The sequence below is a fragment of the Aeromonas rivuli genome, assembly GCF_000820045.1.
Taxonomy (GTDB): Bacteria; Pseudomonadota; Gammaproteobacteria; order Enterobacterales; family Aeromonadaceae; genus Aeromonas; species Aeromonas rivuli.
Genome location: NZ_CDBJ01000027.1, coordinates 420,478 through 444,100 on the forward strand (window position 1 = coordinate 420,478; position 23,623 = coordinate 444,100).

Annotated in this window: 23 protein-coding genes; 18 read left to right on the plus strand and 5 right to left on the minus strand. The window is 61.7% G+C overall.

Features of this window, described 5'->3' with window-relative positions:
• Positions 1–151 precede the first annotated feature (151 nt).
• Together BN1130_RS06215 and BN1130_RS06220 are read right to left on the minus strand one after the other, a co-directional pair.
• Positions 152–817, minus strand: coding sequence for an HAD-IA family hydrolase (locus BN1130_RS06215; RefSeq protein ID WP_042040894.1), 666 nt, complete (start codon positions 815–817; stop codon positions 152–154).
• Positions 814–1,044 carry a hypothetical protein gene (locus BN1130_RS06220; RefSeq protein WP_042040895.1) on the minus strand — a complete coding sequence of 77 codons (231 nt, stop codon included), beginning with the start codon at positions 1,042–1,044 and terminating at the stop codon, positions 814–816. Before BN1130_RS06220 ends, BN1130_RS06215 begins: the two co-directional genes overlap by 4 nt.
• A gap of 113 nt (positions 1,045–1,157) precedes the next feature.
• Between BN1130_RS06220 and BN1130_RS06225 the strand changes: the two genes are divergently transcribed.
• Positions 1,158–2,075: a LysR family transcriptional regulator gene (locus BN1130_RS06225; protein WP_042040896.1), complete on the plus strand. Its 918-nt coding sequence runs from the start codon at positions 1,158–1,160 to the stop codon at positions 2,073–2,075.
• 62 nt (positions 2,076–2,137) lie between these two features.
• The gene (locus BN1130_RS06230; RefSeq protein ID WP_042040897.1) at positions 2,138–2,401 is read left to right on the plus strand and encodes a putative hemolysin; all 264 of its coding nucleotides are present in this window, start codon (positions 2,138–2,140) and stop codon (positions 2,399–2,401) included.
• Positions 2,402–2,489: 88 nt separating this feature from the next.
• Here BN1130_RS06230 and BN1130_RS06235 read toward each other — a convergent pair whose 3' ends face one another.
• Complete coding sequence (locus BN1130_RS06235; RefSeq protein WP_042040898.1) at positions 2,490–3,074, minus strand: cysteine hydrolase family protein; 585 nt, start codon at positions 3,072–3,074, stop codon at positions 2,490–2,492.
• 29 nt (positions 3,075–3,103) lie between these two features.
• Entirely contained in the window at positions 3,104–4,300 is a 1,197-nt protein-coding gene (locus BN1130_RS06240) for an FAD-dependent monooxygenase (protein ID WP_042040899.1), read from the minus strand.
• A 294-nt stretch (positions 4,301–4,594) separates the two neighbouring features.
• Here BN1130_RS06240 and miaB point away from each other — a divergent pair, with 294 nt between their 5' ends.
• From miaB to lnt, 5 genes are all read left to right on the plus strand, one after another.
• Positions 4,595–6,028, plus strand: coding sequence for a tRNA (N6-isopentenyl adenosine(37)-C2)-methylthiotransferase MiaB (gene miaB, locus BN1130_RS06245; protein ID WP_042040900.1), 1,434 nt, complete (start codon positions 4,595–4,597; stop codon positions 6,026–6,028).
• Positions 6,029–6,077: 49 nt separating this feature from the next.
• A complete protein-coding gene (locus tag BN1130_RS06250; protein ID WP_042040901.1) occupies positions 6,078–7,133 on the plus strand; it encodes a PhoH family protein in 1,056 nt (351 codons plus the stop codon).
• A complete protein-coding gene (gene ybeY, locus BN1130_RS06255; protein WP_042040902.1) occupies positions 7,130–7,615 on the plus strand; it encodes an rRNA maturation RNase YbeY in 486 nt (161 codons plus the stop codon). Before BN1130_RS06250 ends, ybeY begins: the two co-directional genes overlap by 4 nt.
• 81 nt (positions 7,616–7,696) lie before the next feature.
• Positions 7,697–8,581 carry a CNNM family magnesium/cobalt transport protein CorC gene (gene corC, locus BN1130_RS06260; RefSeq protein WP_042040903.1) on the plus strand — a complete coding sequence of 295 codons (885 nt, stop codon included), beginning with the start codon at positions 7,697–7,699 and terminating at the stop codon, positions 8,579–8,581.
• A gap of 163 nt (positions 8,582–8,744) precedes the next feature.
• On the plus strand, positions 8,745–10,274 hold the full coding sequence (gene lnt / locus BN1130_RS06265) for an apolipoprotein N-acyltransferase (protein WP_042040904.1): 1,530 nt from the start codon (positions 8,745–8,747) through the stop codon (positions 10,272–10,274).
• A gap of 68 nt (positions 10,275–10,342) precedes the next feature.
• Here lnt and BN1130_RS06270 read toward each other — a convergent pair whose 3' ends face one another.
• Positions 10,343–10,825: a zinc ribbon-containing protein gene (locus BN1130_RS06270; protein ID WP_042040905.1), complete on the minus strand. Its 483-nt coding sequence runs from the start codon at positions 10,823–10,825 to the stop codon at positions 10,343–10,345.
• A 148-nt stretch (positions 10,826–10,973) separates the two neighbouring features.
• Here BN1130_RS06270 and leuS point away from each other — a divergent pair, with 148 nt between their 5' ends.
• The 11 genes from leuS (at position 10,974) to BN1130_RS06330 (ending at position 23,386) form a co-directional block, all read left to right on the plus strand.
• A complete protein-coding gene (gene leuS / locus BN1130_RS06275; RefSeq protein WP_042040906.1) occupies positions 10,974–13,550 on the plus strand; it encodes a leucine--tRNA ligase in 2,577 nt (858 codons plus the stop codon).
• Positions 13,551–13,671: 121 nt separating this feature from the next.
• The gene (locus BN1130_RS06280; RefSeq protein ID WP_042040907.1) at positions 13,672–14,154 is read left to right on the plus strand and encodes an LPS-assembly lipoprotein LptE; all 483 of its coding nucleotides are present in this window, start codon (positions 13,672–13,674) and stop codon (positions 14,152–14,154) included.
• A gap of 174 nt (positions 14,155–14,328) precedes the next feature.
• Entirely contained in the window at positions 14,329–15,363 is a 1,035-nt protein-coding gene (gene holA, locus BN1130_RS06290; protein ID WP_042040909.1) for a DNA polymerase III subunit delta, read from the plus strand.
• Between the two features lie 94 nt (positions 15,364–15,457).
• Entirely contained in the window at positions 15,458–16,144 is a 687-nt protein-coding gene (gene nadD / locus BN1130_RS06295; protein WP_042040910.1) for a nicotinate-nucleotide adenylyltransferase, read from the plus strand.
• 69 nt (positions 16,145–16,213) lie between these two features.
• Positions 16,214–16,549 (plus strand): ribosome silencing factor, encoded by a 336-nt coding sequence (gene rsfS, locus BN1130_RS06300; RefSeq protein WP_042040911.1) that lies wholly within the window; start codon positions 16,214–16,216, stop codon positions 16,547–16,549.
• A gap of 5 nt (positions 16,550–16,554) precedes the next feature.
• Complete coding sequence (gene rlmH, locus BN1130_RS06305) at positions 16,555–17,022, plus strand: 23S rRNA (pseudouridine(1915)-N(3))-methyltransferase RlmH (RefSeq protein ID WP_005894642.1); 468 nt, start codon at positions 16,555–16,557, stop codon at positions 17,020–17,022.
• A gap of 41 nt (positions 17,023–17,063) precedes the next feature.
• Complete coding sequence (mrdA, locus tag BN1130_RS06310) at positions 17,064–19,001, plus strand: penicillin-binding protein 2 (RefSeq protein ID WP_042040912.1); 1,938 nt, start codon at positions 17,064–17,066, stop codon at positions 18,999–19,001.
• Positions 18,994–20,097, plus strand: a complete 1,104-nt coding sequence (rodA, locus tag BN1130_RS06315; protein WP_042040913.1) for a rod shape-determining protein RodA — start codon at positions 18,994–18,996, stop codon at positions 20,095–20,097. Before mrdA ends, rodA begins: the two co-directional genes overlap by 8 nt.
• Positions 20,097–21,116, plus strand: a complete 1,020-nt coding sequence (mltB, locus tag BN1130_RS06320; protein WP_042040914.1) for a lytic murein transglycosylase B — start codon at positions 20,097–20,099, stop codon at positions 21,114–21,116. Before rodA ends, mltB begins: the two co-directional genes overlap by 1 nt.
• Entirely contained in the window at positions 21,061–21,975 is a 915-nt protein-coding gene (locus BN1130_RS06325; protein WP_042040915.1) for a septal ring lytic transglycosylase RlpA family protein, read from the plus strand. Before mltB ends, BN1130_RS06325 begins: the two co-directional genes overlap by 56 nt.
• A gap of 208 nt (positions 21,976–22,183) precedes the next feature.
• Complete coding sequence (locus BN1130_RS06330; protein ID WP_042040916.1) at positions 22,184–23,386, plus strand: D-alanyl-D-alanine carboxypeptidase family protein; 1,203 nt, start codon at positions 22,184–22,186, stop codon at positions 23,384–23,386.
• Positions 23,387–23,623 lie beyond the last annotated feature (237 nt).

A 23,623-nucleotide genomic window follows, 5' to 3' on the forward strand; every position in this document is an offset into this window, starting at 1 on the left:
CGCCCCCTCCCATGAGGGGGCTCACAACCCATTCTCATCGGACTCTGTGCCCATCCCATGGGCCCCCTTCTGCATCAACCGCTTGCCACTGTCCATCGTCTCCCCAAGCCGATCTCTGCAGCGGCGAACACTCGCTTTGGCAGGATGTGCACTACCACCAGCTGCTGTCAGCGTGCAGGCTGATCGCCAGCCCTCCCTCTTGCTCTGTCACCTTTATCTGCCGCCAATCCCGCACTCGGGCCGCCACCGCAGGATCGAGCGCGCGATCTCCACCGATCTGCACGACCCGGCAACCCGCTCTGATAGCACTCTGTATTCCAGCCAGCGCATCCTCAAACACCAGGCAGTCGGCAGGCGCCACTCCCAGGCTCTTGGCTCCCAGCAGATAGGGTTCGGGATCCGGCTTGCCTCTGGCTACCTCGGCGGCACCAATCAGTTGCAGCGGCACGGGCAAACCCGCCGAGGCCAGACGGTGCAAGGCCACCCGACGGCTGGCCGAGGTCACCAGCGCCCAGCGGGTCATGGGTAGCCCCTGCAAGACGGCGCGACAACCCGCCAGCGGTTCGGCGGCCCCTGTATGCTGGATCTCCATCTCATCGAGCAGGGCTATCTCCCGGGCCAGATCCAGGTCGGGCGCCAGGGCCTGGATCACCTCAAAGGATCGCACCCCATGACAGGCGGCCAGGATGGGGTCGGGGTCGAGCCGGTGGCGTCGACACCATAGCCGCCACACCGTCTCCACTTCGGTGGTGGAGTGAACCAGGGTACCGTCCATGTCGAGCAGCAGCGCCGCCGCCTGCAACGTGAGCCCGGTCATGACGGGCGTCCCGCCCTGGGGGTGCCCTGAATGCCGGGCAGCTCCCCTATCTCCTGTTCATGGCAGGCCAACGCCTGTCGACTGTTGCCCGCCAGGATCTGCCGGGGATCCAGCACAAATCCCTGTTGCAACAGACTGACCAGCAGCTCTCCCGTCTCCGGGGCCGCCAGGGGCTGAGCGATCACAGTCCCTTCTTTGCGTAATAACAGATACGTTTCTGTGCTCATGGTCTCTTCCCTCTGGGCAGCGTGACGGACAACAGGCCCGTTTCGAGACCATTAGAACAAGGGCAATAGATAATTTATAATCAATAAAACTCAACATTCGATAATCAAACGGAATGAAATTCGACCTCAAACAGCTACAAGCCTTCGTGACCCTGGCCCAGAGCGCCAACTACCGGGAGGCAGCGGCACGCCTCTTCATCACGCAACCGGCCCTGACCAAGCAGATCCAGGGGCTGGAGCTGATGCTGGGGGCCAGCCTGTTCAATCGCGGTCGCCACGGGGCAGCGTTAACCGCCATCGGCGCCCAGTTGCTCGTCCAGGCCCGCGCCCTGGTCGAGCATGGACAGGGATTCGAGCGCCACGCCCTGGCATTGGCCAGCGGCATCGCCGGACGGCTCAATATTGGCTTCGGCCTGTCGAGCTTCGAACTGGCGCCAACTCTGGTCGCTCGCTTTCGCCAGCACGCCCCCGAAGTGCTTGTCCATCTGCGGGACATGCCCTCGGCCGTCCAGCATGAACAACTGCTGTCGGGGCAATTGCAACTCGGCTTCATGCGCCGCCCTCAACGTGAACAGCTTCACGAGATCCCATTGCTGACCGATCGGCTGGTACTGGCGGTGCCCACCCAAAGCATTCAGGGTGACGCTACCGGGCTGGATGTGGAACAGGCGCTGACTCGGCAACCGCTGCTGCAGATGGTGGGGCATCGCTGTCCGGGCCTGAGCCAGCAGATTGCCAGCTTCCTCGGCGCCAATCGGCTGACAGGTACCATTCAAGAGGCGGAAGATATCCAGACCCTGGTGGCCCTGGTCGCCGCCGGCATCGGCAATGCGATATTACCGAGGAGTGTCAGCTTCATCGCTGGCCCCAATGTGACCCTCTATCCCCTCTCGGGTCCCCACTCCGCATGGGAGATAAGCCTGGTGTGGAACCCGGGTTTCCATGATCCCATCCGGGATAACTTCTTGAAAATGATGACGACCATGGCACCACAGCGCCCGGGATCAGTGACGAGATCCGGGGATGCCTGAGTTGCGACCCGGCCAAGCCTGGGTGTATCGTCTGCGACACTGACACTGCCAAGAGGTTTGATATGAAATTGAGATGGCACAACGCCCTGCCCCTGCTCCCCTTGCTGACCCTGGCGGGCTGCGCCCAGCAGGGCCCTGCACCCACACCAGCCAAGATAGGCATGGCCAATCCAGCCTCGGTCTATTGCACCGAGCAGGATGGCAAGTTAGTCATGGAAGAAGAAGAAGAAGAAGAAGCGGGGGGGACAGTGGGATATTGCCATCTGCCAGATGGCACCGTCATGGAAGAGTGGACCCTCTACCGGGCAGCCCAGCAATCCCGGTAGGTGCAGTTGCCCTCATGCCCACCCGCAAAAACAGAAGGCCGAGCATGAGGATCGGCCTTCTGTTATGAGCGAAAGCCGCCCAGAGGCGTTAGCCTTGCCCATCCGCCGTTAGCTGTTCGACCTTGATGACCTCGGCGATGCGGCTCAGCATCCGCAAGGATGCATGGTGCTCGTTGGCATCCGCCGCGGCGCAGGCATCTTCCAAAATGGTGATGCGGTAATCCCTGTCATGGCCATCCCGCGCCGCGGCCTGGATGGCCCAGCTGCTGCTCAGCCCGCACAGGTAGAGATGTTCGATGCGATTGGCCCGCAGGGCAGGCTCAAGCAGAGTGCCATAGAAGGGACTGACCCTTGGCTTCTCCATCACCAGATCGGTCGGTTGCACATCAAGCTCCGGGTGAAACTCGCACCCCTCGCCATCGAGGCAGAGGGCACCAAACGCCTGCGCGCGGCCAAACATGGGGGAGCCCTTGGGCTGGACATGATAGTTGGCCTCAAAACCTACCTTGACCTGGATCACCAGCCAACCATGGGCCCGGGCATATTTCAGTGCCTGATTGGCATGAGTGATGGCGTCTTGCTCCTGCACGTGGCGGGCAGAGGCCGCTATCTTGCCATCCGGGTGGGCGAGATCCTTGATGAAATCGATGACCAGCAGTGCCTTGTCTGTCATGGTTGCGTCTCCAGATGTGAACGAGTGGCCTACACCAGCCCCAGTGCGTAGCGTAGCGCCATCTCCTTGAGGGGGCCCGCCTTGTCGGCCAGATTGAGAGCCAGATTGCGCGCCAGGCGCAGCGGCCCTATGTCGTTGCTAAAGGCCGCGTAGAAGAGATCCATCCCCGACTGCATCAACATATTGTCCGGGCGCCTGCGCCGCTCATAACGCCTTGCCAAGGCAGGATCTTGCCAATTGTCTCCCGCCGCCTCTAGCAGTTCACTCCAGCAGGCCACGTCCTTGAAGCCGAGGTTGACCCCCTGACCCGCCAGCGGATTGATGGTGTGGGCGGCATCGCCGAGCAGCACCACCCGCCCGGCGTGATAGTCGTTGGCATGACGGCGTACCAGCGGGAAGCTGCCCTTGCCGGTCACCCTGAAACCGCCGAGCCGGGTCGGGAAGTGCTGACGCACCTCGGCGGCCAGGGCCTCGTTATCCAGGGCCGACAGGGCGCGGATCCGGGCCGGGCTGTCATACCAGACCAGGGAGCCGTGCTGACCCGGCAGCGGCAGGAAGGCGCGCGGGCCACTCGGGGTGAACTGCTGCCAAGTGATATCTTCCTGCTCGAACTCGGTATCGATATTGATCAGCATGCAGTGCTGGCGGTACTCGAAGCGCGACACACCTATCCCGGCCAGGCGCCGGGTGAGGGACTCGGCACCGTCGCAGGCCAGCACCCAGCTGGCCTGCAACTCGGTACCATCATCGAGCAGCAAGGTGGCGTGATCACCGTTCTGCTGCAGACTCTGCACCGCCGCCGGGGTATGGGTCTGGATGTTCGCAAAATCCTCGATGCGGCGCAGCAGAGCGAGCTGGATGAGGCGGTTCTCTATGATGTAACCGAGCTGGGGCAGGCCCAGCTCCTCGGCCGAGAAACGGGTCGCGCAACCCGCTTGCTCCCAGGTCTCCAAGCGGCGGTAGGGGCACAGCCGCATCTGTTGCAGGTGTTGCCAGGCACCGGCCTTGTCCAGCAGCGCCACCGAAGCCTGGCTGATGGCGGAGACTCGCAAGTCCAATGGCTGTTCTGGGCTGAACGGTTCGGGCAGGCGCGTCTCGATGAGCCGCACCGAGCGCCCCTGACTCGCCAGCAGACAGGCGATGGCGGCGCCCACCATGCCGGCCCCAACGATGATCACATCGGCGTCATTGGGCCGTTGGCTGGGGACATCTAACTTTGCAAACATGGGTGCTTCCTGAAAACGGGCGCCCAGAGGCGCGGCGCCAACCGACGAGGGTGGGCTCTGTGACAAAGGCTTGGCAACCGGCCAAGCGTCGCTGTGGCCATGATACCCCAAGATGCGGTGGCAAGCAGTGACCTGGCTCGCCAGGGCCCGGTCATGGCAACAGGGCAAGTTCCATCACGCCAAGCCTGGTGCCAGCTGGATATTAACTGGTCAGCGTCCCCATTGCGGAGTAAAATGCTCGGTCGTTTGACCCTGTCAAATTTTAGAAACAGCCAAAAACCGTCAAGAGTAGCAATGAGCAAGAAACTTCACATCAAGACCTGGGGCTGCCAGATGAACGAGTACGACTCGTCCAAGATGGCCGACCTGTTGGACGCCAGCAATGGCTACACGCTGACCGAAGAGCCCGAGGAGGCAGACGTCCTGCTGCTCAATACCTGCTCCATCCGTGAAAAGGCCCAGGAGAAGGTGTTCCACCAGCTCGGTCGCTGGAAGAAGCTCAAGCTGAAAAAACCGGGACTGGTGATCGGCGTAGGTGGCTGTGTCGCCTCCCAGGAAGGGGAAGCCCTGCGCCAACGTGCGCCCTATGTGGACATCGTGTTCGGTCCCCAGACCCTGCACCGCCTGCCCGCCATGATCAAGCAGGTCCAGGAGGGGCGTGGTGCCCAGGTGGACATCGCCTTCCCCGAGATCGAGAAGTTCGACAACCTGCCGGAACCCCGTGCCGAGGGAGCCAGCGCCTTCGTCTCCATCATGGAAGGTTGTTCCAAATACTGCTCCTTCTGCGTGGTGCCCTACACCCGCGGCGAGGAGGTGAGCCGACCGCTCGACGACGTGCTCTACGAAATCGCCCAGCTCGCCCAGCAGGGGGTGCGCGAGGTGAACCTGCTCGGTCAGAACGTCAACGCCTACCGGGGCCCGACCTTCGATGGCAATGACTGCACCTTCGCCGAGCTACTGCGCCTGGTGGCCGCCATCGACGGCATCGACCGCATTCGCTACACCACCAGCCATCCCATCGAGTTCACCGACGACATCATCGAGGTCTACAAGGACACGCCGGAAGTGGTCAGCTTCCTGCACCTGCCGGTGCAGAGCGGCTCGGATCGCATCCTGACCATGATGAAGCGCCCGCACACAGTGCTGGAGTACAAGTCCAAGATCCGCCGCCTGCGCGCCGCCCGTCCCGACATCACCATGAGTTCCGACTTCATCGTCGGCTTCCCGAACGAGACGGACGAGGATTTCGAGGCCACCATGAAGCTCATCGAGGAGATCAACTTCGACATGAGCTTCAGTTTCATCTACAGCCCGCGCCCCGGCACCCCGGCCGCCGATCTGCCGGACGACGTCGACATGGAGGTGAAGAAGGCCCGCCTCACCCGCCTGCAGAACCAGATCAATCACCAGTCCATGCTCATCGGCCGCGCCATGCTGGGCTCGGTGCAGCGCATCCTGGTGGAGGGCCCCTCCAAGATGGATCCCATGCAGCTCAGTGGCCGCACCGAGAACAACCGGGTGGTCAACTTCGAGGGGCCGCACCGCCTCATCGGCGGCTTCGCCGACGTGGAGATCACCGACGTGCGCCCCTACTCCCTGCGTGGCCGCTTCATCCGCGGCGAGGACGAAATGAATCTGCGCATCGCCACCGCGCCGAGTGACATCCTGGCCCGTCGGCCCGACAACCTGCCCAATGAACTGGGCGTCGCCGCCTTCAGGCCCCACTAATTTTCTTCCCCCTCCCGAGGGCGGGGGGAACAGCCGATACGAGGACACCTTGAGCCGACACATCTCGACCCTGAACCTGCACCTGGAACCCGCCGACAACCTGCGTCTCGCCAGCCTGTGCGGCCCCTTCGATGACAACATCAAACAGTTGGAGCGCCGCCTCGGCGTCGAAATCAGCTACCGTGACAACCACTTCCAGCTGCTCGGCAAACAGGCCCAGGTGGATGCCGCCGCCGTCATCCTCAAGCATCTCTATGTGGAGACCCAGGCGCTCAAGGGGGGCAAGGTGACCGACATTACCCCCGAGATGGTGCACCTGACGGTGCAGGAGTCCCGAGTGCTGGAGCAGGAAGATGAGGAGACCCCGAGCCAGCCCCATGGCAAGGAGGTGACGGTCAAGACCAAGCGCGGCCTCATCAAGCCCCGCAGCCCCAATCAGGCGCAGTACATCGCCAACATAGTGCGCCACGACATCAGCTTCGGTATTGGCCCGGCCGGTACCGGCAAGACCTATCTCGCCGTGGCCGCGGCGGTGGACGCCCTGGAGCGCCAGGAGATCCGCCGCATCCTGCTGACCCGCCCGGCGGTGGAGGCGGGGGAGAAGCTCGGCTTCCTGCCGGGGGATCTCTCCCAGAAGGTGGACCCCTACCTGCGTCCGCTCTACGACGCCCTGTTCGAGATGCTGGGCTTCGAGCGGGTGGAGAAGCTGATCGAGCGCAACATCATCGAGGTGGCGCCCCTCGCCTATATGCGCGGAAGAACATTGAATGATGCCTTTATCATCCTCGACGAGGCCCAGAACACCACCACCGAGCAGATGAAGATGTTCCTGACCCGCATCGGCTTCAACTCCAAGGCGGTGGTGACCGGTGACATCACCCAGGTGGATCTGCCGCGCAGCACCAAGTCCGGCCTGCGCCACGCGCTGGAGGTGCTGCAGGGGGTCGATGGCCTGTCGTTCAACTTCTTCGAATCCAAAGACGTGGTGCGCCACCCGGTGGTGGCCCGCATAGTGCAAGCCTACGAGGCGTTCGACGCCGCGCAGGCCGAGTCCGCCACTGCCAAACCCAATAGAGCCAACGCCAAACAAGAGAGCGCCCAATGAGCCTGACCCTGGATCTGCAACTGGCCTCTGAGCAAGAGACGGGTCTGCCGAGTGCAGCCCAGCTGCAAGGCTGGCTGGAGGGCACCATCCTCGGCTTCCAGCCAGAGGCCGAGGTGACGGTCCGCATCGTCGATGAGGCCGAGAGCCAGCAGCTCAACCACACCTATCGCGGCATGGAGAAGCCCACCAATGTGCTCTCCTTCCCGTTTGAGGCTCCACCAGGCATGGAGCTGCCCCTGCTCGGCGATCTCGTTATCTGTCGTCAGGTGGTGGAGCGCGAGGCCGCAGAGCAAGGTAAAACCCTGGAAGCCCACTGGGCCCATATGGTTGTGCACGGCAGTCTGCATCTGCTAGGTTATGACCATATCGAGGATGAGGAAGCCGAAGAGATGGAGGGGCTTGAGCGCGACATCATGGCCGAGCTCGGTTTCCCAGATCCTTATCAGGACGATATACTCGGTGACGAGCATAACGGCGACTGACGTCAACCCCGTTGACGACGCAGGCCTTCGGGCCTGACCTATTCGGGTCGCTGACCCTTTAATGAGTAATCAAGAGACATCATGACCGACGATCACCCTAGTACCGGCTCGCCGAAGAAAACCTGGCTCGATAAACTCAGCCAACTCTTCCAGGGCGAGCCAAGAGACCGCAATGATTTGGTAGATGTGATTGCCGACGCCGAAGAGCGCGACCTCATCGACCAGGACACCAAGGACATGATTGAAGGTGTGCTCGAAATTGCCGAGCTGCGCGTGCGCGATATCATGATCCCCCGCTCCCAGATGGTGACCATCGAAAAATCCCAATCCGTGGATGAACTGCTGCCTGTCATCATAGAATCTGGTCACTCCCGTTTTCCGGTGATCAACGAAGACAAGGATCATGTGGAGGGCATCTTGCTCGCCAAGGATCTGCTGCCATTCGGTTTTGGCTCTCACCACGCCAGCGAGCCCCTGCAGCTCGAAAACATCCTGCGCCCGACCGTGATAGTACCCGAGAGCAAGCGGGTCGACCGTCTGCTCAAGGAGTTCCGTGAGGAGCGCTACCACATGGCCATAGTGGTGGACGAGTTCGGCGGTGTCTCGGGTCTGGTGACCATAGAAGACATTCTCGAGCTCATCGTCGGCGAGATAGATGACGAGTTCGACGATGACGACAACGAACCCGATGAGATCCGCCGCATCAGCAAGCGGGTCTTCGCGGTCAGCGCCCTCACCGAGATAGAAGATTTCAACGACTATTTCGGCACCCAGTTCAGCGATGAAGAGGTGGATACGGTGGGCGGCCTGGTGATGCACGCCTTCAGTCACCTGCCCAAGAAAGGGGAAGAGATAGAGCTCGATGGCTATCTGTTCAAGGTGATGCACGCCGACCGTCGTCGTCTGCAGCAGTTGCAGGTCAGGATCCCCGAAAATCATATCGCGGCACAATCCGAGACCCAGTAAGCCGGCGCACTCTGCCCTGGCTGACTGTAAAAAACGCCCCGCACCGCGGGGCGTTTTCGTTGGCGATCGGTCAATGCCGAGCCCCCGGGCTCGCCGTTGCCCGCCATTACGGGTTAAGATAGCGGCCAATATCATTGAAGCCCAATTTGAGCCCCAATTACCCGTGAAATCAAAACTCCTGACAAGCCTCTGTGCCTTTGCCTGTGGCGCCCTCGCCGTGCTGGCCTTCTCGCCCTTCGGTTACTGGCCCGTGGTTGTCCCCTCCCTGCTTGGCCTCTATGCCCTGCTGGACAAGGCCAACCCCAGACAAGCCGCCTGGCGCGGTTTTGGTTACGCCATGGGGATGTTCCTGCCGGGGCAGTGGTGGATCCATGTCAGCATGACGGAGTTTGGTGGCATCCCCCTGCCAGCGGCCTTCCTGCTATTAACCGCACTGGCGGCTTATCTGTCCCTCTACCCGACCCTGGCCTGCTGGCTGTTCGCCCGCTTCTTCACCGCCCGCCACTGGAGCCGCTGGCTGCTCGCCTTCCCGGCGCTCTGGCTCATCGCCGACTGGCTGCGCGGCTGGGTGATGACCGGCTACCCCTGGCTCTGGTTTGGCTACAGCCAGATTGATGGCCCCCTCAAGGGTTTTGCCCCCATCCTCGGGGTGCAGGGCATCACCCTCGCGCTGTTGCTCTGTACCTCAGCCCTCTGGCTGCTGTGGCAGAGTCGCAAACCGGCCTGGCTGCTGTTGCCGGTCGCCCTGGTCGCCAGCGCCCATGGATTGATGCAGCTCAATTGGGTGACCCGGGGCGAGCCGGTCAAGGTGGCGCTGGTGCAGGGCAACATAGCCCAGTCTCTCAAGTGGGATCCCGAGGCTCTGGTGCCCACCATTCGCACCTATCAGGATCTCAGCCGCGACAACCAGGATGCCGACATCATCATCTGGCCGGAATCCGCCATTCCAGCACTCGAAAAAGAGATGGGCAACTATCTGGAGAGCCTGGACAAGGCGATGAAGATCAATGATACCGCCCTGCTGGCCGGTATCATCAACTACGACACCAAGCAGCAGCGTTTCTATAACGTGGTGCTCGGCATGGGGGTACAGGATGCGGACGGCAAGCAGAGCTACCACTATGAGCATGAGAACCGCTTCAACAAGTATCATCTGCTGCCCATTGGCGAATATGTGCCGTTCGAAGATTGGTTGCGCCCCATAGCCCCCTTCTTCAATTTGCCCATGTCCTCCTTCAGCCCAGGGGATGAGGTGCAACCCAATTTGATCGCCAAGGGGTTCAAGCTGGCAGCGGCCATCTGCTACGAAATCATCTTCCCGGAGGAGCTGCGCCGCACCGTCCAGCCGGACACCGACTTCTTGCTGACCGTCTCCAATGACGCCTGGTTTGGCAGCAGCATAGGTCCCTGGCAGCACATGGAGATCGCTCGCATGCGCGCCCTGGAACTGGCTCGCCCGCTGCTGCGTGCCACCAACAACGGCATCACCATCACCACCGAGATCGATGGCAGCATCACAGGCCAGATCCCGCAGTTCGAAGCCAAGGTGCTGCGCAGTGAAGTGCGTCCCGCCCATGGTCAGACTCCCTATCACCGCTTTGGCAGCTGGCCCCTCTACGCGTTCTGCGCCCTGGGGCTGGGGCTGGCCCTGGTGCTGAGACCCCGCGCCCACCCCTGGGCTCGTGAACTGTGATAGCCGAACGATAAATGAAGAAGGCGCCCCAAAGGGCGCCTTCTTCTATGTCTGGGATATGCGGACTCTCAGGGCGAGAGGGGCTCGCGATGGAACTCGCTCGCCCCGCATTCCGGGCAGGGGCCGAGCTGCTGCGGATGAAGCACCGTATGGCGCCACTCACAATCCTCGCACACCACCACCCCGAGGCCGACCCAATCACCAACACGATAAACGCCCTTGTGCTCCAGTTCGTCGGCCAGCTCCTGCCATTCCACCTGGGATCGGTCGGTCACATCGGCGAGCCAGGACCAGGCGGTATCTTTGAGCGCCAGCATGAAGGCCGACTCCGGTGCCTCGGCCCGACCGGCCTCAAAGTTGCCCAGATCCCGCTTCACGTATTCGGCGATCAGGGCCAGCTCATCCTGGGTCAGGTCACCGGCGGCTTCCATATAAGCCTGTACCTTGGCAATCATGCGATTGAGGCGCTCGCCCTGAAAGGCTTCCGTCTCCTCCCACTGCTGCCTGAGCTGGGCGATGAAGGCCTCATAACCTTTTCGACGTTTGTCCATGGCATTACTCCTCTCGAATGACGGATGGATGCTTTGCCCGACTGATAACCCGGGACGCTGACGGTTGTTGCCGCCGCAGGATATGGGTATTCTATCGGGATTTCCCAGCCGATTTATCTACCCATTTCACAGATCCGGATGTCACCAAATGCAAGAGCAATACGTTCCCCAGTCCATAGAACCAGCAGTGCAACAGCACTGGGATGCCAAGAAAACCTTCAAGGCAGTGGAGAAAGTAGACAAAGAGAAGTTCTACTGCCTCTCCATGTTCCCTTATCCGTCTGGTCGTCTACACATGGGGCACGTGCGTAACTACACCATAGGTGATGTGATCTCCCGTTATCAACGGCTCAATGGCAAGAACGTGCTGCAACCCATCGGTTGGGATGCCTTCGGTCTGCCCGCCGAAAACGCCGCCATCAAGAACAACACGGCGCCGGCCCCCTGGACCTATGAAAACATCGAATACATGAAGAACCAGCTCAAAATGCTGGGTCTGGGCTATGACTGGGACAGGGAGCTGGCCACCTGCAAGCCGGATTACTACCGCTGGGAGCAGTGGTTCTTCACCAAGCTCCATGAGAAGGGCCTGGTCTACAAGAAGACCTCCTCGGTCAACTGGTGCCCGAACGATCAGACGGTGCTCGCCAACGAGCAGGTGATCGACAACTGCTGCTGGCGTTGTGACACCCCGGTGGAGCAGAAAGAGATCCCCCAGTGGTTCATCAAGATCACCGACTATGCCCAGGAGCTGCTGGACGATATAGAGAACCTGGATGGCTGGCCCGAGATGGTCAAGACCATGCAGCGCAACTGGATTGGCCGCTCCGAAGGGGTCAACATGACCTTCCAGGTCGCCGATAGCGATGCCTCCTTCGACATCTATACCACCCGTCCCGACACCCTGATGGGCGTGACTTACGTTGGTATCGCGGCCGGTCACCCGCTTGCCCTGCAAGCTGCTGCCACCAATCCGGAACTGGCCGCCTTCATCGAAGAGTGCAAGCACACCAAGGTGGCCGAAGCCGAGATGGCGACCATGGAGAAGAAGGGCATGGCCACCGGTCTGTACGCCATTCACCCTCTGAGCGGCCATAAGGTGCCGGTCTGGGTCGCCAACTTCGTACTGATGAACTATGGCACCGGCGCCGTCATGGCGGTCCCCGGCCACGATCTGCGCGACCATGAATTTGCCACCAAATATGGCCTCGACATCAAGGCGGTCATCAAGCCTGCCGATGGCGAGGTGGATGTGAGCGACGCCGCTTACACCGACAAGGGTGTGCTGTTCAATTCCGGCGAGTTCGACGGCCTCGAATTCCAGGCCGCCTTCGATGCCATCTCCAACAAGCTCGAGGCGCTGGGCCGCGGCAAACGCACCGTCAACTTCCGCCTGCGCGACTGGGGTGTCTCCCGTCAGCGCTACTGGGGTGCCCCCATCCCCATGCTGACTCTGGCCGACGGCACCGTGGTGCCGACCCCGGAAGATCAACTGCCGGTACTGCTGCCCGAAGACGTGGTGATGGACGGCATCCAGAGCCCGATCAAGGCCGATGCCGACTGGGCCAAGACCACTTACAACGGCCAGGAAGCGTTCCGCGAGACCGATACCTTCGACACCTTCATGGAGTCCTCCTGGTATTACGCCCGTTACTGCTCCCCGGACTACGACAAGGGCATGCTGGATCCCGCTGCCGCCAACCACTGGCTGCCGGTGGATCAGTACATCGGCGGTATCGAACACGCCTGTATGCACCTGCTCTACGCCCGCTTCTTCCACAAGCTGCTGCGCGATGCGGGCCTGGTCAACAGCAGTGAGCCGTTCAAGCGCCTGCTCTGCCAGGGCATGGTGCTGGCCGACGCCTTCTACTACAAGGACGAGAAGGGCGGCAACGTCTGGGTCAGCCCGACCGAGGTCAAGCTCGAGCGTGACGAGAAGGGCCGCATCACCAAGGCCGTCGATCTGGAAGGCCGCGAAGTGATCCACTCCGGCATGACCAAGATGTCCAAGTCCAAGAACAACGGCATAGACCCGCAACTGATGGTGGAGCGTTACGGCGCCGATACCGTCCGTCTGTTCATGATGTTCGCCTCCCCGGCCGACATGACCCTGGAGTGGTCCGACTCCGGCGTCGAAGGGGCCCAGCGCTTCCTGCGTCGTCTGTGGCGCCTCACCTTCGAACACGTCTCGGCCGGTGCCGTGCCTGCGCTGGACCTGGCCGCCCTGACCGGCGATCAGAAAGCGGTGCGCCGTGAACTGCACAAGACCATCAAGAAGGTGAGCGATGACGTGGGTCGCCGCCAGACCTTCAACACCGCCATCGCCGCCATCATGGAACTGATGAACAACCTGGCCAAGCTGGGTTCGGATGCGCAAGACCGCGCCCTGATGCAAGAAGCGCTGGAAGCCGTGGTGGTCATGCTCTACCCCATCACCCCGCACATCGGCTTCGAGCTGTGGAAGATGCTGGGCAAGGGTGACGATGTGGACCACGCCGTCTGGCCGGTGGCCGACGAGGCCGCCATGGTCGAGACCGAGAAGCTGGTCGTCGTGCAGATCAACGGCAAGATGCGCGGCAAGCTGACGGTGCCCGCCGACATCAGTCAGGCCGAGATCGAGCGCCAGGCCATGAATGATGCCAGCGTGCAGAAGTTCATCGACGGCCTGACGGTGCGCAAGATTGTCTATATCCCGGGCAAGCTGCTCAACATAGTCGCTAACTGATTGATCAGGCATCCTTCCCGATGCCATCACCGGGTGCAAGGCCGCAAGGTCGCGCACCCTCGTATAATCAAAGGAGGCGGCTCGCCGGTGCGCGCCGCCTCCTTGTTGGAGAGGACATGCCATGGGTTCGCCCCTCATTCGCTGGATCAGCATACTGTTGACCACACTGTTGCTTTCGGCCTGCGGCTTCCAGATGCGCGGCCAGGCCATTCCCCCCGAACTGATGACCATGAAGGTGGTCGGTGACACCAAGAGCGATCTCTATCGACTGGTGACCACCCGCCTCAAGGCGTCAGGGGTCGTGCTGGACGACAAGGAAGGCATTCCGGTGCTGACCCTGGGCAGCATCGGCAACAGCAGCGAGGTCGCCTCGGTCGATGCCCTCGGTCAGGACAGGGAGTATGTGCTCGGCTACAGCACCAGCTTTACCATCTCCATGCCGGGTCAACCGACCCAGATCTTCCCCATCACCTTCAACCGCAGTTTCCTGAACAAACCGGACGCGGCCCTTGCCTCATCCCGTGAGCAGGAGCAGCTCGGCAAGGAGATGCAGGAACAGGCCGCCAGCCTGATAGTGCGGCAGCTGAGCCAGGTCAAGTTCTGATGAGAGTATCTTGATGAGGATTTACCCCGAGCAGTTTGCGGATCACCTCAAGGCAGGGCTCAGGCCCTGCTATCTCGTCTTTGGTGCCGAGCCGCGGCTCGAGACAGCAGAGCAGGCCATCGACCTTGCCCATCCATCGACCCAGCCAGAGCCAGTTCTGATGAGAGTATCTTGATGAGGATTTACCCCGAGCAGTTTGCGGATCATCTCAAGACAGGGCTCAGGCCCTGCTATCTCGTCTTTGGTGACGAGCCGCTGCTCAAACAGGAGGCCATCGACAGCATCCGCCAGCACGCACGCAAGCTGGGGTTCGATGAGCGCCACAGTTTCGTGGTCGAGCCGGGGCTTGACTGGAACCAGGTCTACGATGCCTGCCAGGCCATGAGCCTGTTCTCGGCCCGCCAGCTCATCGAGTTGGAGCTCCCCCCCAAGGTCGACAAGGATCTCGCCGCCCGCATCAGCGAAATCGGCAAGCAGCTGCATCCCGACCTGCTGCTGGTGCTGAGCGGTGGCCGGCTCAACCAGACCCAGATGAAGGCAGCCTGGTTCGACAAGCTCTACCAACTTGGAACCTATGTGCCGGTCAACCACCCGGAGCCGCGCTTCTTCCCGCGCTGGATGGGGGCCCGTTTTCAGAAGTTCGGCCTCAAGGCCCTGCCCGATGCCATCAATTTCATGTGCCATGCCTATGAGGGCAACCTGCTGGCGGCGAGTCAGGAGATTGAGAAGCTGACCCTGCTGGATCCACCTCAGCCGATCAGCGTTCCCTATCTGCAAGAGACCATCATTCGTCACGCCCACTTCACCCCCTTCCAGCTGATCGATACCCTGCTGGAGGGCAAAGTGAACCGGGCCCAGCGCATCTTGCAGGCCCTGCGCGCCGAGGGCACCGAGCCCGGCATGCTCGCCTGGACCCTGACTCGCGAGCTGGAACAGCTCACCGAGCTGTCGCTGGCCATGCGCAGTGGCCAACCCCTGGGGGAGCACTTCTCCCGCCTGCGTATCTGGCAGAGCCGCCAGCAGCTGATCCAGCAGGCACTGACCCGCTTGCCCTTTGCCAAGTTGCAGCAGCTCTGGCAGCTGATGAGCCAGCTCGACGCCGCCCTGAGCCACTTCGAGACACAGCGTGCCTGGCTGCTGTTGCAAACCCTGGCCCTGGGATTTCGCGATGGTGCGCCGCTGCCGTTGCCAGAGGCAGCCGCATGCTAAGCAAACCAATCGGCCTGCGCGCGACAAAGGCCACCTTCGAGTCCACTTGTCATCGGCCCCCGACGATCAGGACAGTGCCACAGGGGTGGGCAGCATGTTGAATCCAGCTATCGGCCTGCTCGGCGGCACCTTCGATCCCATTCATATCGGCCATCTGCGCCCAGCCATCGAGGCGCAACAGGCGCTGTCACTGGCCGAGATCCGGCTCATTCCAAACCATATCCCCCCCCACAGGGCCAACCCCTTCTGCTCGAGCGAGCAGCGCCTAGCCATGGTCAGGCTGGCGGCGGCAGAGAATCCGGGGTTTGTGGTCGATGAGCGGGAGCTGAGGAGAGAGCGTTCCTCCTACACCATAGAGACGCTTATCGAGCTGAGGAGCGAGCTGCCCGATACGCCACTCTGCTTTCTGATGGGCATGGATTCCCTGCTCAGTCTGCCGAGCTGGCATCGCTGGCAAGCACTGCTCGACCATGCCCATCTGGTGGTGAGCGGCCGCCCGGGTTGGCAGCCGGATTACCCCGCCCCGGTGGCCGAGCTGCTGGCCCGCCATCAGACTCGGGATCCCGGTGCCCTGCACCAGCACCTGGCCGGTCATATCTGGCTGGCAGACAACCTGCCCATCCATCTCTCTGCCACGGCGCTGCGGGAGTTGCTGGCCAAGGGACAGGATCCCCGCTATCTGTTGCCAGCCTCTGTCGCGCACTATATTGATCAACAAGGGCTCTATCGCGCCAGCGCAAAGATCCCCCTTGCTTCCCCTACCCAGCCTGGTAGGAAATGAAGCCACCCATGATATAATCCGCCGCCCCATGCCCAAGCAAGCCGCGCCGGATCCAGAGGAGAAACACTATTGCAAGAGCAACAACTGCACGCCTTCATCATCGACAAGATCGATGACATGAAGGGCCGCGACATCGTTACCCTGGATGTGCGCGGTCAATCCACCATCACGGATACCCTGATCATCTGCTCCGGCAACTCCAGTCGTCATGTCTGTGCCATCGCCAGTAACCTGGCGAGCGAGGCGCGCCATGCCAAGCTCAATCTGCTGAGCGTGGAAGGACAACAGACCGGCGAGTGGGTGCTGGTCGATCTGGGCTCCGTCATAGTGCATGTGATGCAAGACGAGTATCGCGACTTCTACCAACTGGAGAAACTCTGGGGCAGTGCTCCGGTACAAGCCTGATCCCCATGAAGATTCAGTTAATTGCCGTGGGCACCAAGATGCCCGCCTGGGTCGAGCACGGCTTCCAGGAATACCGCCGCCGCTTTCCCAAAGACATGCCATTTGAGCTGGTCGAGATAAGCGCAGGCAAACGCGGCAAGAATGCCGACATCCCCCGTATCCTGCAAAAGGAGGGGGAAGCCATGCTGGCCGCTGCGGGTCGTTCACGCCTCGTCACCCTGGATATTCCCGGCAAGCCCTGGACCACGGAGCAGCTGGCAGGCCAGCTGGAAGCCTGGAAGCTGGATGGCCGCGACGTCGCCCTGCTGGTAGGCGGCCCCGAGGGGCTCTCCCCTGAATGCAAGGCGGCTGCCGAGCAGAGCTGGTCCCTCTCGCCACTCACCCTGCCCCATCCCCTGGTGCGGGTCTTGGTGGCCGAGAGCCTTTACCGGGCCTGGAGCATCACCACCAACCACCCTTATCACAGGGAATAGCGCTTTATGTTTTCGCTCCCCCCCAAGGTTGAGGCATCCCCATGCTGAACCAACGCATCGAGATGCGCGATCACAGTGCAGAGGGCAACCTCTTCTTCCGTCGCACCCTGGTCGCCTACCTGGGCATGGTCGCCCTGATGCTGGTGCTGCTCGGCAATCTCTACTACCTGCAGGTAGAATCGTTCGACACCTACCAGACCCGCTCCAATGACAACCGGATCAGGGTCGTGCCGGTGGCCCCTCCGCGCGGCCTCATCTATGACACCAATGGCGTGCTGCTGGCGGAAAACCGCCCGGTCTACAGCCTGGAAATCGTGCCGGAGGAGGCCGGGGACATCGACAAGATGGCCGATGAACTCATTGCCCTGCTGGGGCTGCCGGAAGGGACCAAGGAGAAGTTCCTGGCGGAGGTCAAGCGTCAGCGTCGCTTCAAGCCGGTCTCCCTCTATGAGAAGCTGACCGAGAAGCAGGTCGCGGTCTTCTCCGTCGATCAGCACAACTATCCGGGGGCCAGCATCGAGGCCTACCTCAAGCGCTATTACCCCTTTGGCGATACCCTCACCCATGCCCTGGGTTATGTGGCCAAGATCAATACCCGGGATGTGGAGCGTCTCGATAAAGAGGACAAACTCGCCAACTACGCGGCCACCAAGGATATCGGCAAGCAGGGGGTGGAGAAGTTCTACGAGGATCAGTTGCACGGCGTCGCTGGCTACCAGGAGGTCGAGGTCAATAACCGTGGCCGGGTGGTGCGTACCCTCAAGTTCCAGGCCCCCCAGCCCGGCAAGGACATCTACCTCAATATCGACATCCGCCTGCAGCTACGTGCCCAGCAACTGCTGGCTGGCCAGCGGGGGGCCATCGTCATGATGGATCCCAAGACCGGTGCCATCCTGGCCATGGAGTCGAGCCCGAGCTATGACCCCAACCTGTTCGTGACTGGCATCTCCACCACCAACTATTCGGGTCTGCTCAACGATCCGGCCCGCCCGCTGGTCAACCGCACCACCCAGGGCATCTATGCCCCCGCCTCCACCGTCAAGCCGATGATGTCGGTGATGGGGCTCAACGAGGGGGCCATCACCCCCCAATACCGCTACTTTGGCGGACCCACCTTCTCCATTCCCGGTACCACCAAGAAGTTCCGGGACTGGCGTCGCTGGGGCCATGGCTGGCTCGATGTGTATCGCGCCATCGAAGTATCGGCGGATACCTATTTCTACGATCTCGCCTACCGGGTCGGCATCGACAAGATCCACGAATACATGACCCAGTTCGGTTTCGGTCAGTACAGTGGCGTCGATCTCTACGAGGAGACCCGAGGGGTCATGCCCTCCCGGGAGTGGAAGATGAAACGCTGGCGCCAACCCTGGTATCAGGGTGACACCATCTCCATCGGCATAGGCCAGGGCTACTGGAGTGCCACGCCCATCCAGCTCGCCAAGGCGATCAGCATCCTGACCCAGAATGGTCATGACGTGACGCCGCACCTGCTCAAGAGCACCGTCTCCCTGGATGGCTCGGTGCCTGCGCCGATCAATACCAAGGTGGCGCTCAAGACCAAGAGCGACAGCTATTGGCAAGTTGCCCAGCAGGGCATGTGGCGGGTCAACCAGGGCAAGGAAGGCAGTGGCCGTCATGCCTTTGCCCATACCCCCTACGTCTCCGGTGGCAAATCGGGCACCGCCCAGGTGGTCGGTCTGAAGGAGAACCAGATCTATAACGCGGCCACCACCAAGGTGGAGCACAGGGATAATGCCCTCTTTGTCGCTTATGCCCCCTTCGAGGCGCCCAAGGCCGTGGTGGCCCTGGTGCTGGAGAACGCCGGTGGCGGCAGCAAGAACGCAGCCCCTGTGGCACGTCAGATGCTCGATTCCTATCTGCTGCCCCCCGAGCCCGAACTGCCCCCGGCCCCGCTCAAAGCGGCGGCAGCCAAACCGACCGATGCCAACGCCACAGAGGTAAGCCCCCATGAGTAACTCGGCCCGCCAGAACAGCCTCTGGTACCGGCTGCATATCGATTTGCCCCTGCTGATCGGTCTGCTCTGCCTCATGGCCCTCTCCATGGTGGTGCTCTACTCCGCCTCGGGTCAGGACATGGACTCCATCGTGCGCCAGCTGGTGCGCGGCGGCCTCGCCTTCGTGCTGATGCTGGCCCTGGCCCAGCTGCCACCGACCCTCTATGCCCGCTGGGCCATCCCCGTGTTCACCGTGGTGGTGCTGATGCTGATCGCGGTCGATGTCTTTGGTCATATCGGCAAGGGGGCGCAGCGCTGGTTGGATCTCGGCTTCATGAAGTTCCAGCCCTCCGAAGTGATGAAGGTCTCTATGCCCATCATGGTGGCGACCTGGCTCAGCCGGCATTCGCTGCCTCCCAAACTCAGCCACGTGATAGTCGCCCTGATCATGGTGCTGCTGCCGACCCTGCTCATCGCGGCTCAGCCCGATCTTGGCACCTCCATCCTGGTGGCGGCCTCCGGCTTCTTCGTCATCTTCCTGGCGGGGATCAGCTGGTGGCTCATCGGCCTGGCCGTGCTGCTGGCGGCGGCCTTCATGCCGGTACTCTGGTTCTTCCTGATGCACGACTACCAGCGTCAGCGGGTGCTGATGCTGCTCGATCCGGAGAAAGACCCCCTCGGCCGCGGCTACCACATCATCCAGTCCAAGATAGCCATCGGCTCCGGCGGCGTCTTTGGCAAGGGCTGGCTGCAGGGCACCCAATCCCAGCTTGAGTTCCTGCCAGAGCGCCACACCGACTTCATCTTCGCGGTGTTCAGCGAGGAGTTCGGCCTGGTGGGCGTCGCGCTGCTGCTCGCACTCTATCTCTACATCATCAGCCGCTGCCTCTATATCTCGATGCAGGCCCAGAGCAGCTTCGAGCGCCTGCTTGGCGGCGCCCTGACCCTCACCTTCTTCGTCTATGTGTTCGTCAACATGGGCATGGTCAGCGGCATACTACCGGTGGTCGGCGTGCCGCTGCCGCTGGTGAGCTACGGCGGCACCTCCATGGTGACCCTGATGGCCGGCTTCGGCATCCTGATGTCCATTCAGACTCACAGAAGGCTGCTGGCCTGATGCTGCGGCGCGCCTCCCGCCTGCTGTTGCTGGCAGTGACCTTGCCAGCCATGGCGGCTCCCGTCGCCACTGCGCCGCCGAGCATGGCCACCCTCACCACCCTGGCCGAACGTCAGGCCGTTCCTCTGGCCGACTTGCAGGCTGCCGCCGGGGCCGCCCGACTCAATCCCGAGATACTGGCGCTGATGCAGCGTCCCTGGGAGGCCAAGCCCTGGTATCAGTACAGAGCGCTGTTCGTCACCGAACAACGCATTCAGGCCGGTGTGCGCTTCTGGCAAGAAAACCACGCCCAGCTCAGCCAGGCGGAACAGACCTACAGAGTCCCCGCCGCCCTCATCACCGCCATCCTGGGGGTAGAAACGGCCTACGGTAAGCAGATGGGCCGCCACGGGGTACTCGACAGTCTCTATACCCTGGGTTTCTACTACCCGGAACGGGCCGATTTTTTCGCCAAGGAATTTGCCCAGCTGGTGCTGCTCGGTCAGGAGGAGGGATTGTCCCTCCAGACCCTCAAGGGCTCCTACGCGGGCGCCATGGGCATGGGTCAGTTCATGCCCTCCAGCTACCGCCACTATGCCGTGGATTTTGATGGTGATGGCAAACGGGATCTCTTCAATAACAAGGCCGATGCCATCGGCAGCGTGGCCAACTATTTTGCCGAGCATGGCTGGCGCTGGCAGGAGCCCGTGGTCGAGCCCGCCGAAGCGACCCTGCCGGTCGCCGAGTCTCTGATAGGCAAAGCCCCCGAACCGACCCTGTCATGGCAGACCCTGTTTGATGCCGGGCTGCGCCTCGCCACGCCACCGGATGCCAATACCAGGGTCCGTCTGCTAGCCCTCGATAAGGCGGACGGCCCCAGCTACTGGGTCGCCCGCCACAATTTTTACGTGATCAATCGCTACAACCGCAGCCCCTTGTACGGCATGGCGGTCTATCAACTCAGCCAAGCCATTCAGGATGCCTATGCAGCACAACCAAGCCCTCCTTCTCAGCCTGACCTTGTTGCTGGCCGCCTGTAGCAGCCAACCCGAGCAGCCCCCGGCCCCCCCTTCCCCCCCAGTGCAGGTGGAGAAACCGCCGGTCATCGAGTTCCCCCAGGCCACTGGCGCCATACCGCGCCATGAGCCCCTGAGCGCGAGCGGCAACCGCGACTACTGGATAGGCAAGCAGAAGTATCAGGTGTGGCGCGACATCAAGGACTACAGCGAGGAGGGCTCCGCCAGCTGGCTCGACCAGGGGCTCGACGGCAACAAGACCGCCAACGGTGACATCATGGACAGCAGCCAGTTCAGTGCGGCCCACCGCAACCTGCCGCTGCCGAGCTATGTACGGGTCACCAACCTCGACAATGGCAAAGAGACCATAGTGCGGGTCAACGACCGTGGTCCCTTCACGCCATCGCGACTCATCGACCTCTCCCATGCCGCCGCCCATCAACTCGGCATGGTCGATAACGGCACGGCGCGAGTCAGGCTGGATCTCATCACCGATACCCCGGATCAACAGATTGAACGGGTGGCAGACATTCCCATGACGGACACCCTCGCGGCCCAGGCCCCCGAGCCCCTGATAGCGGCCAAGCCTCCAGTCGCGCCCCCAGCCAAACCGGCGGTGAAGGCCCAGACACCTGTGGCCAGCACGGCGGCAACCCCGGCGACAGGGTCTGACAAGCGGATGCAGGTGCTCGCCAGCGGGTCCCAGCAGCGGGCCCAGAGCCTGGCCGAGAGCCTCGGCAAACAATATGGGGTACCTCATCAGATTGAGGCCGCCGGCCACGTCTTTCGCGTGCTGCTGGGCCCCATCCCTGCGGCCAAGCAGGCTGAGTTGCTGCAACAGTTACGCAGCTCAGGATTCGAACAGGCTTTCTTGCTCCCCTGATGCGCTCGTTTCAGGCCCTCCCCCGCGACCACAGCAAGGCGGGGGCGCGCCTGATTACGACGCGTTTGCTGAGCTGGATTGTTAAAAAATCCCCCCCGATCGCCATGCCGGACTATAACCGCTGCGCGCTTCTGGTATAGTTAGCCCCGCTTTTTCATTTACATTTACCAGGGGTCACCCCCCGACCAGGCCCGCAGGAATTTTCACGATGTCCAAATTTTCTCATTCAGTTATCCTCGCCGCCCTGATCAGCGCAACCGCCCAGGCCAATACCCCGGTGCCGGATGCACTGCCCACCCCCAACAGCATGCCGGTGGTAGTGCCCGCCGCGCCGACCATTTCGGCCAAGGCCCATATCCTGATCGACTACGCCAGTGGTCAGATCCTCGCCGAGGAGAATGCCGAAGAGCGCCTGCCGCCTGCCAGTCTGACCAAGATGATGACCTCCTACATCATTGGTCAGGAGCTGCTCAAGGGGAATATCAAGCGCACCGACATGGTGACCATCAGCCAAAACGCCTGGTCCAAGAACTACTCCGATTCGTCCAAGATGTTTATCGAGGTTGGCAAACAGGTTTCCGTCGACGATCTCAACAAGGGCATTATCATCCAGTCCGGCAATGACGCTTGTGTCGCCATGGCCGAATTCCTGGCAGGCAGCACCGACTCCTTCGCCAGCCTGATGAATACCTGGTCCGCCAAGCTTGGCATGAACGACAGCCACTTCATGAACCCCCATGGTCTGGATGCCGAGGGGCACTACAGTACCGCCCACGACATGGCGCGCCTGGGCCAGGCCCTGATCCGCGACTTGCCGGAGGAGTACAAGATTTACTCCCAGAAGTCGTTCGTGTTCAACGGCATCACTCAGCACAACCGCAACCGCCTGCTGTGGGACCAATCCCTGCAGGTCGATGGCATCAAGACCGGCCACGTCAGCCAGGTCGGTTACAACCTGGTCTCCTCCGCCACCAACAATGAGGGCATGCGCCTCATCGCCGTGGTATTCGGTGCCAACAGCGAGGCCTCCCGCGCCGCCGAGAGCAAGAAGTTGCTCACCTACGGCTTCCGCTTCTTCCAAAGCGCCACCCCCTATAAAGCGGGTACCGAGCTGGTGAGCCAGAAGATCTGGATGGGTGACAAGCCGGAGGTGAAGCTGGGGGTGGATCAGGATGTCTCTGTGGTGGTGACCCGCGGTCAGGCCAGCAACCTGAAAGCGGACTTCCAGCTCGACAGCGAGCTGAAGGCACCGCTGACCAAGGGACAAAAAGTCGGAACCGTCTTCCTCAAGCAGGGTGACAAAGAGATCAAGCAAGTGCCCCTGGTTGCCCTGGAAGATGTGCAAGAGGGTGGCCTGATGAGCCGTCTGTGGGACTATGTCGTCCTGCTGGTGACCAGCTGGTTCAAGTAAGGCTCGGGTAAGTGCGTCAGCCTGCGAGGCCTAAGTCATGGCCCTGCAGCTGGCCAGCTGACGCCGGACAAGCAGGGTAAAATGTTGTCAAGTAACGGCGCCATCAGGCGCCGTTACTGTCTCGCTGACAGCCACTAGCGAATAACCCTGCAATCTGCAGGTTCCGCCGCCCCGGGATTTGTGGTAAAAAGCAGCACCTCCATGTCTTGTCGCACGAAACCGGGTCTTGATCCCGGT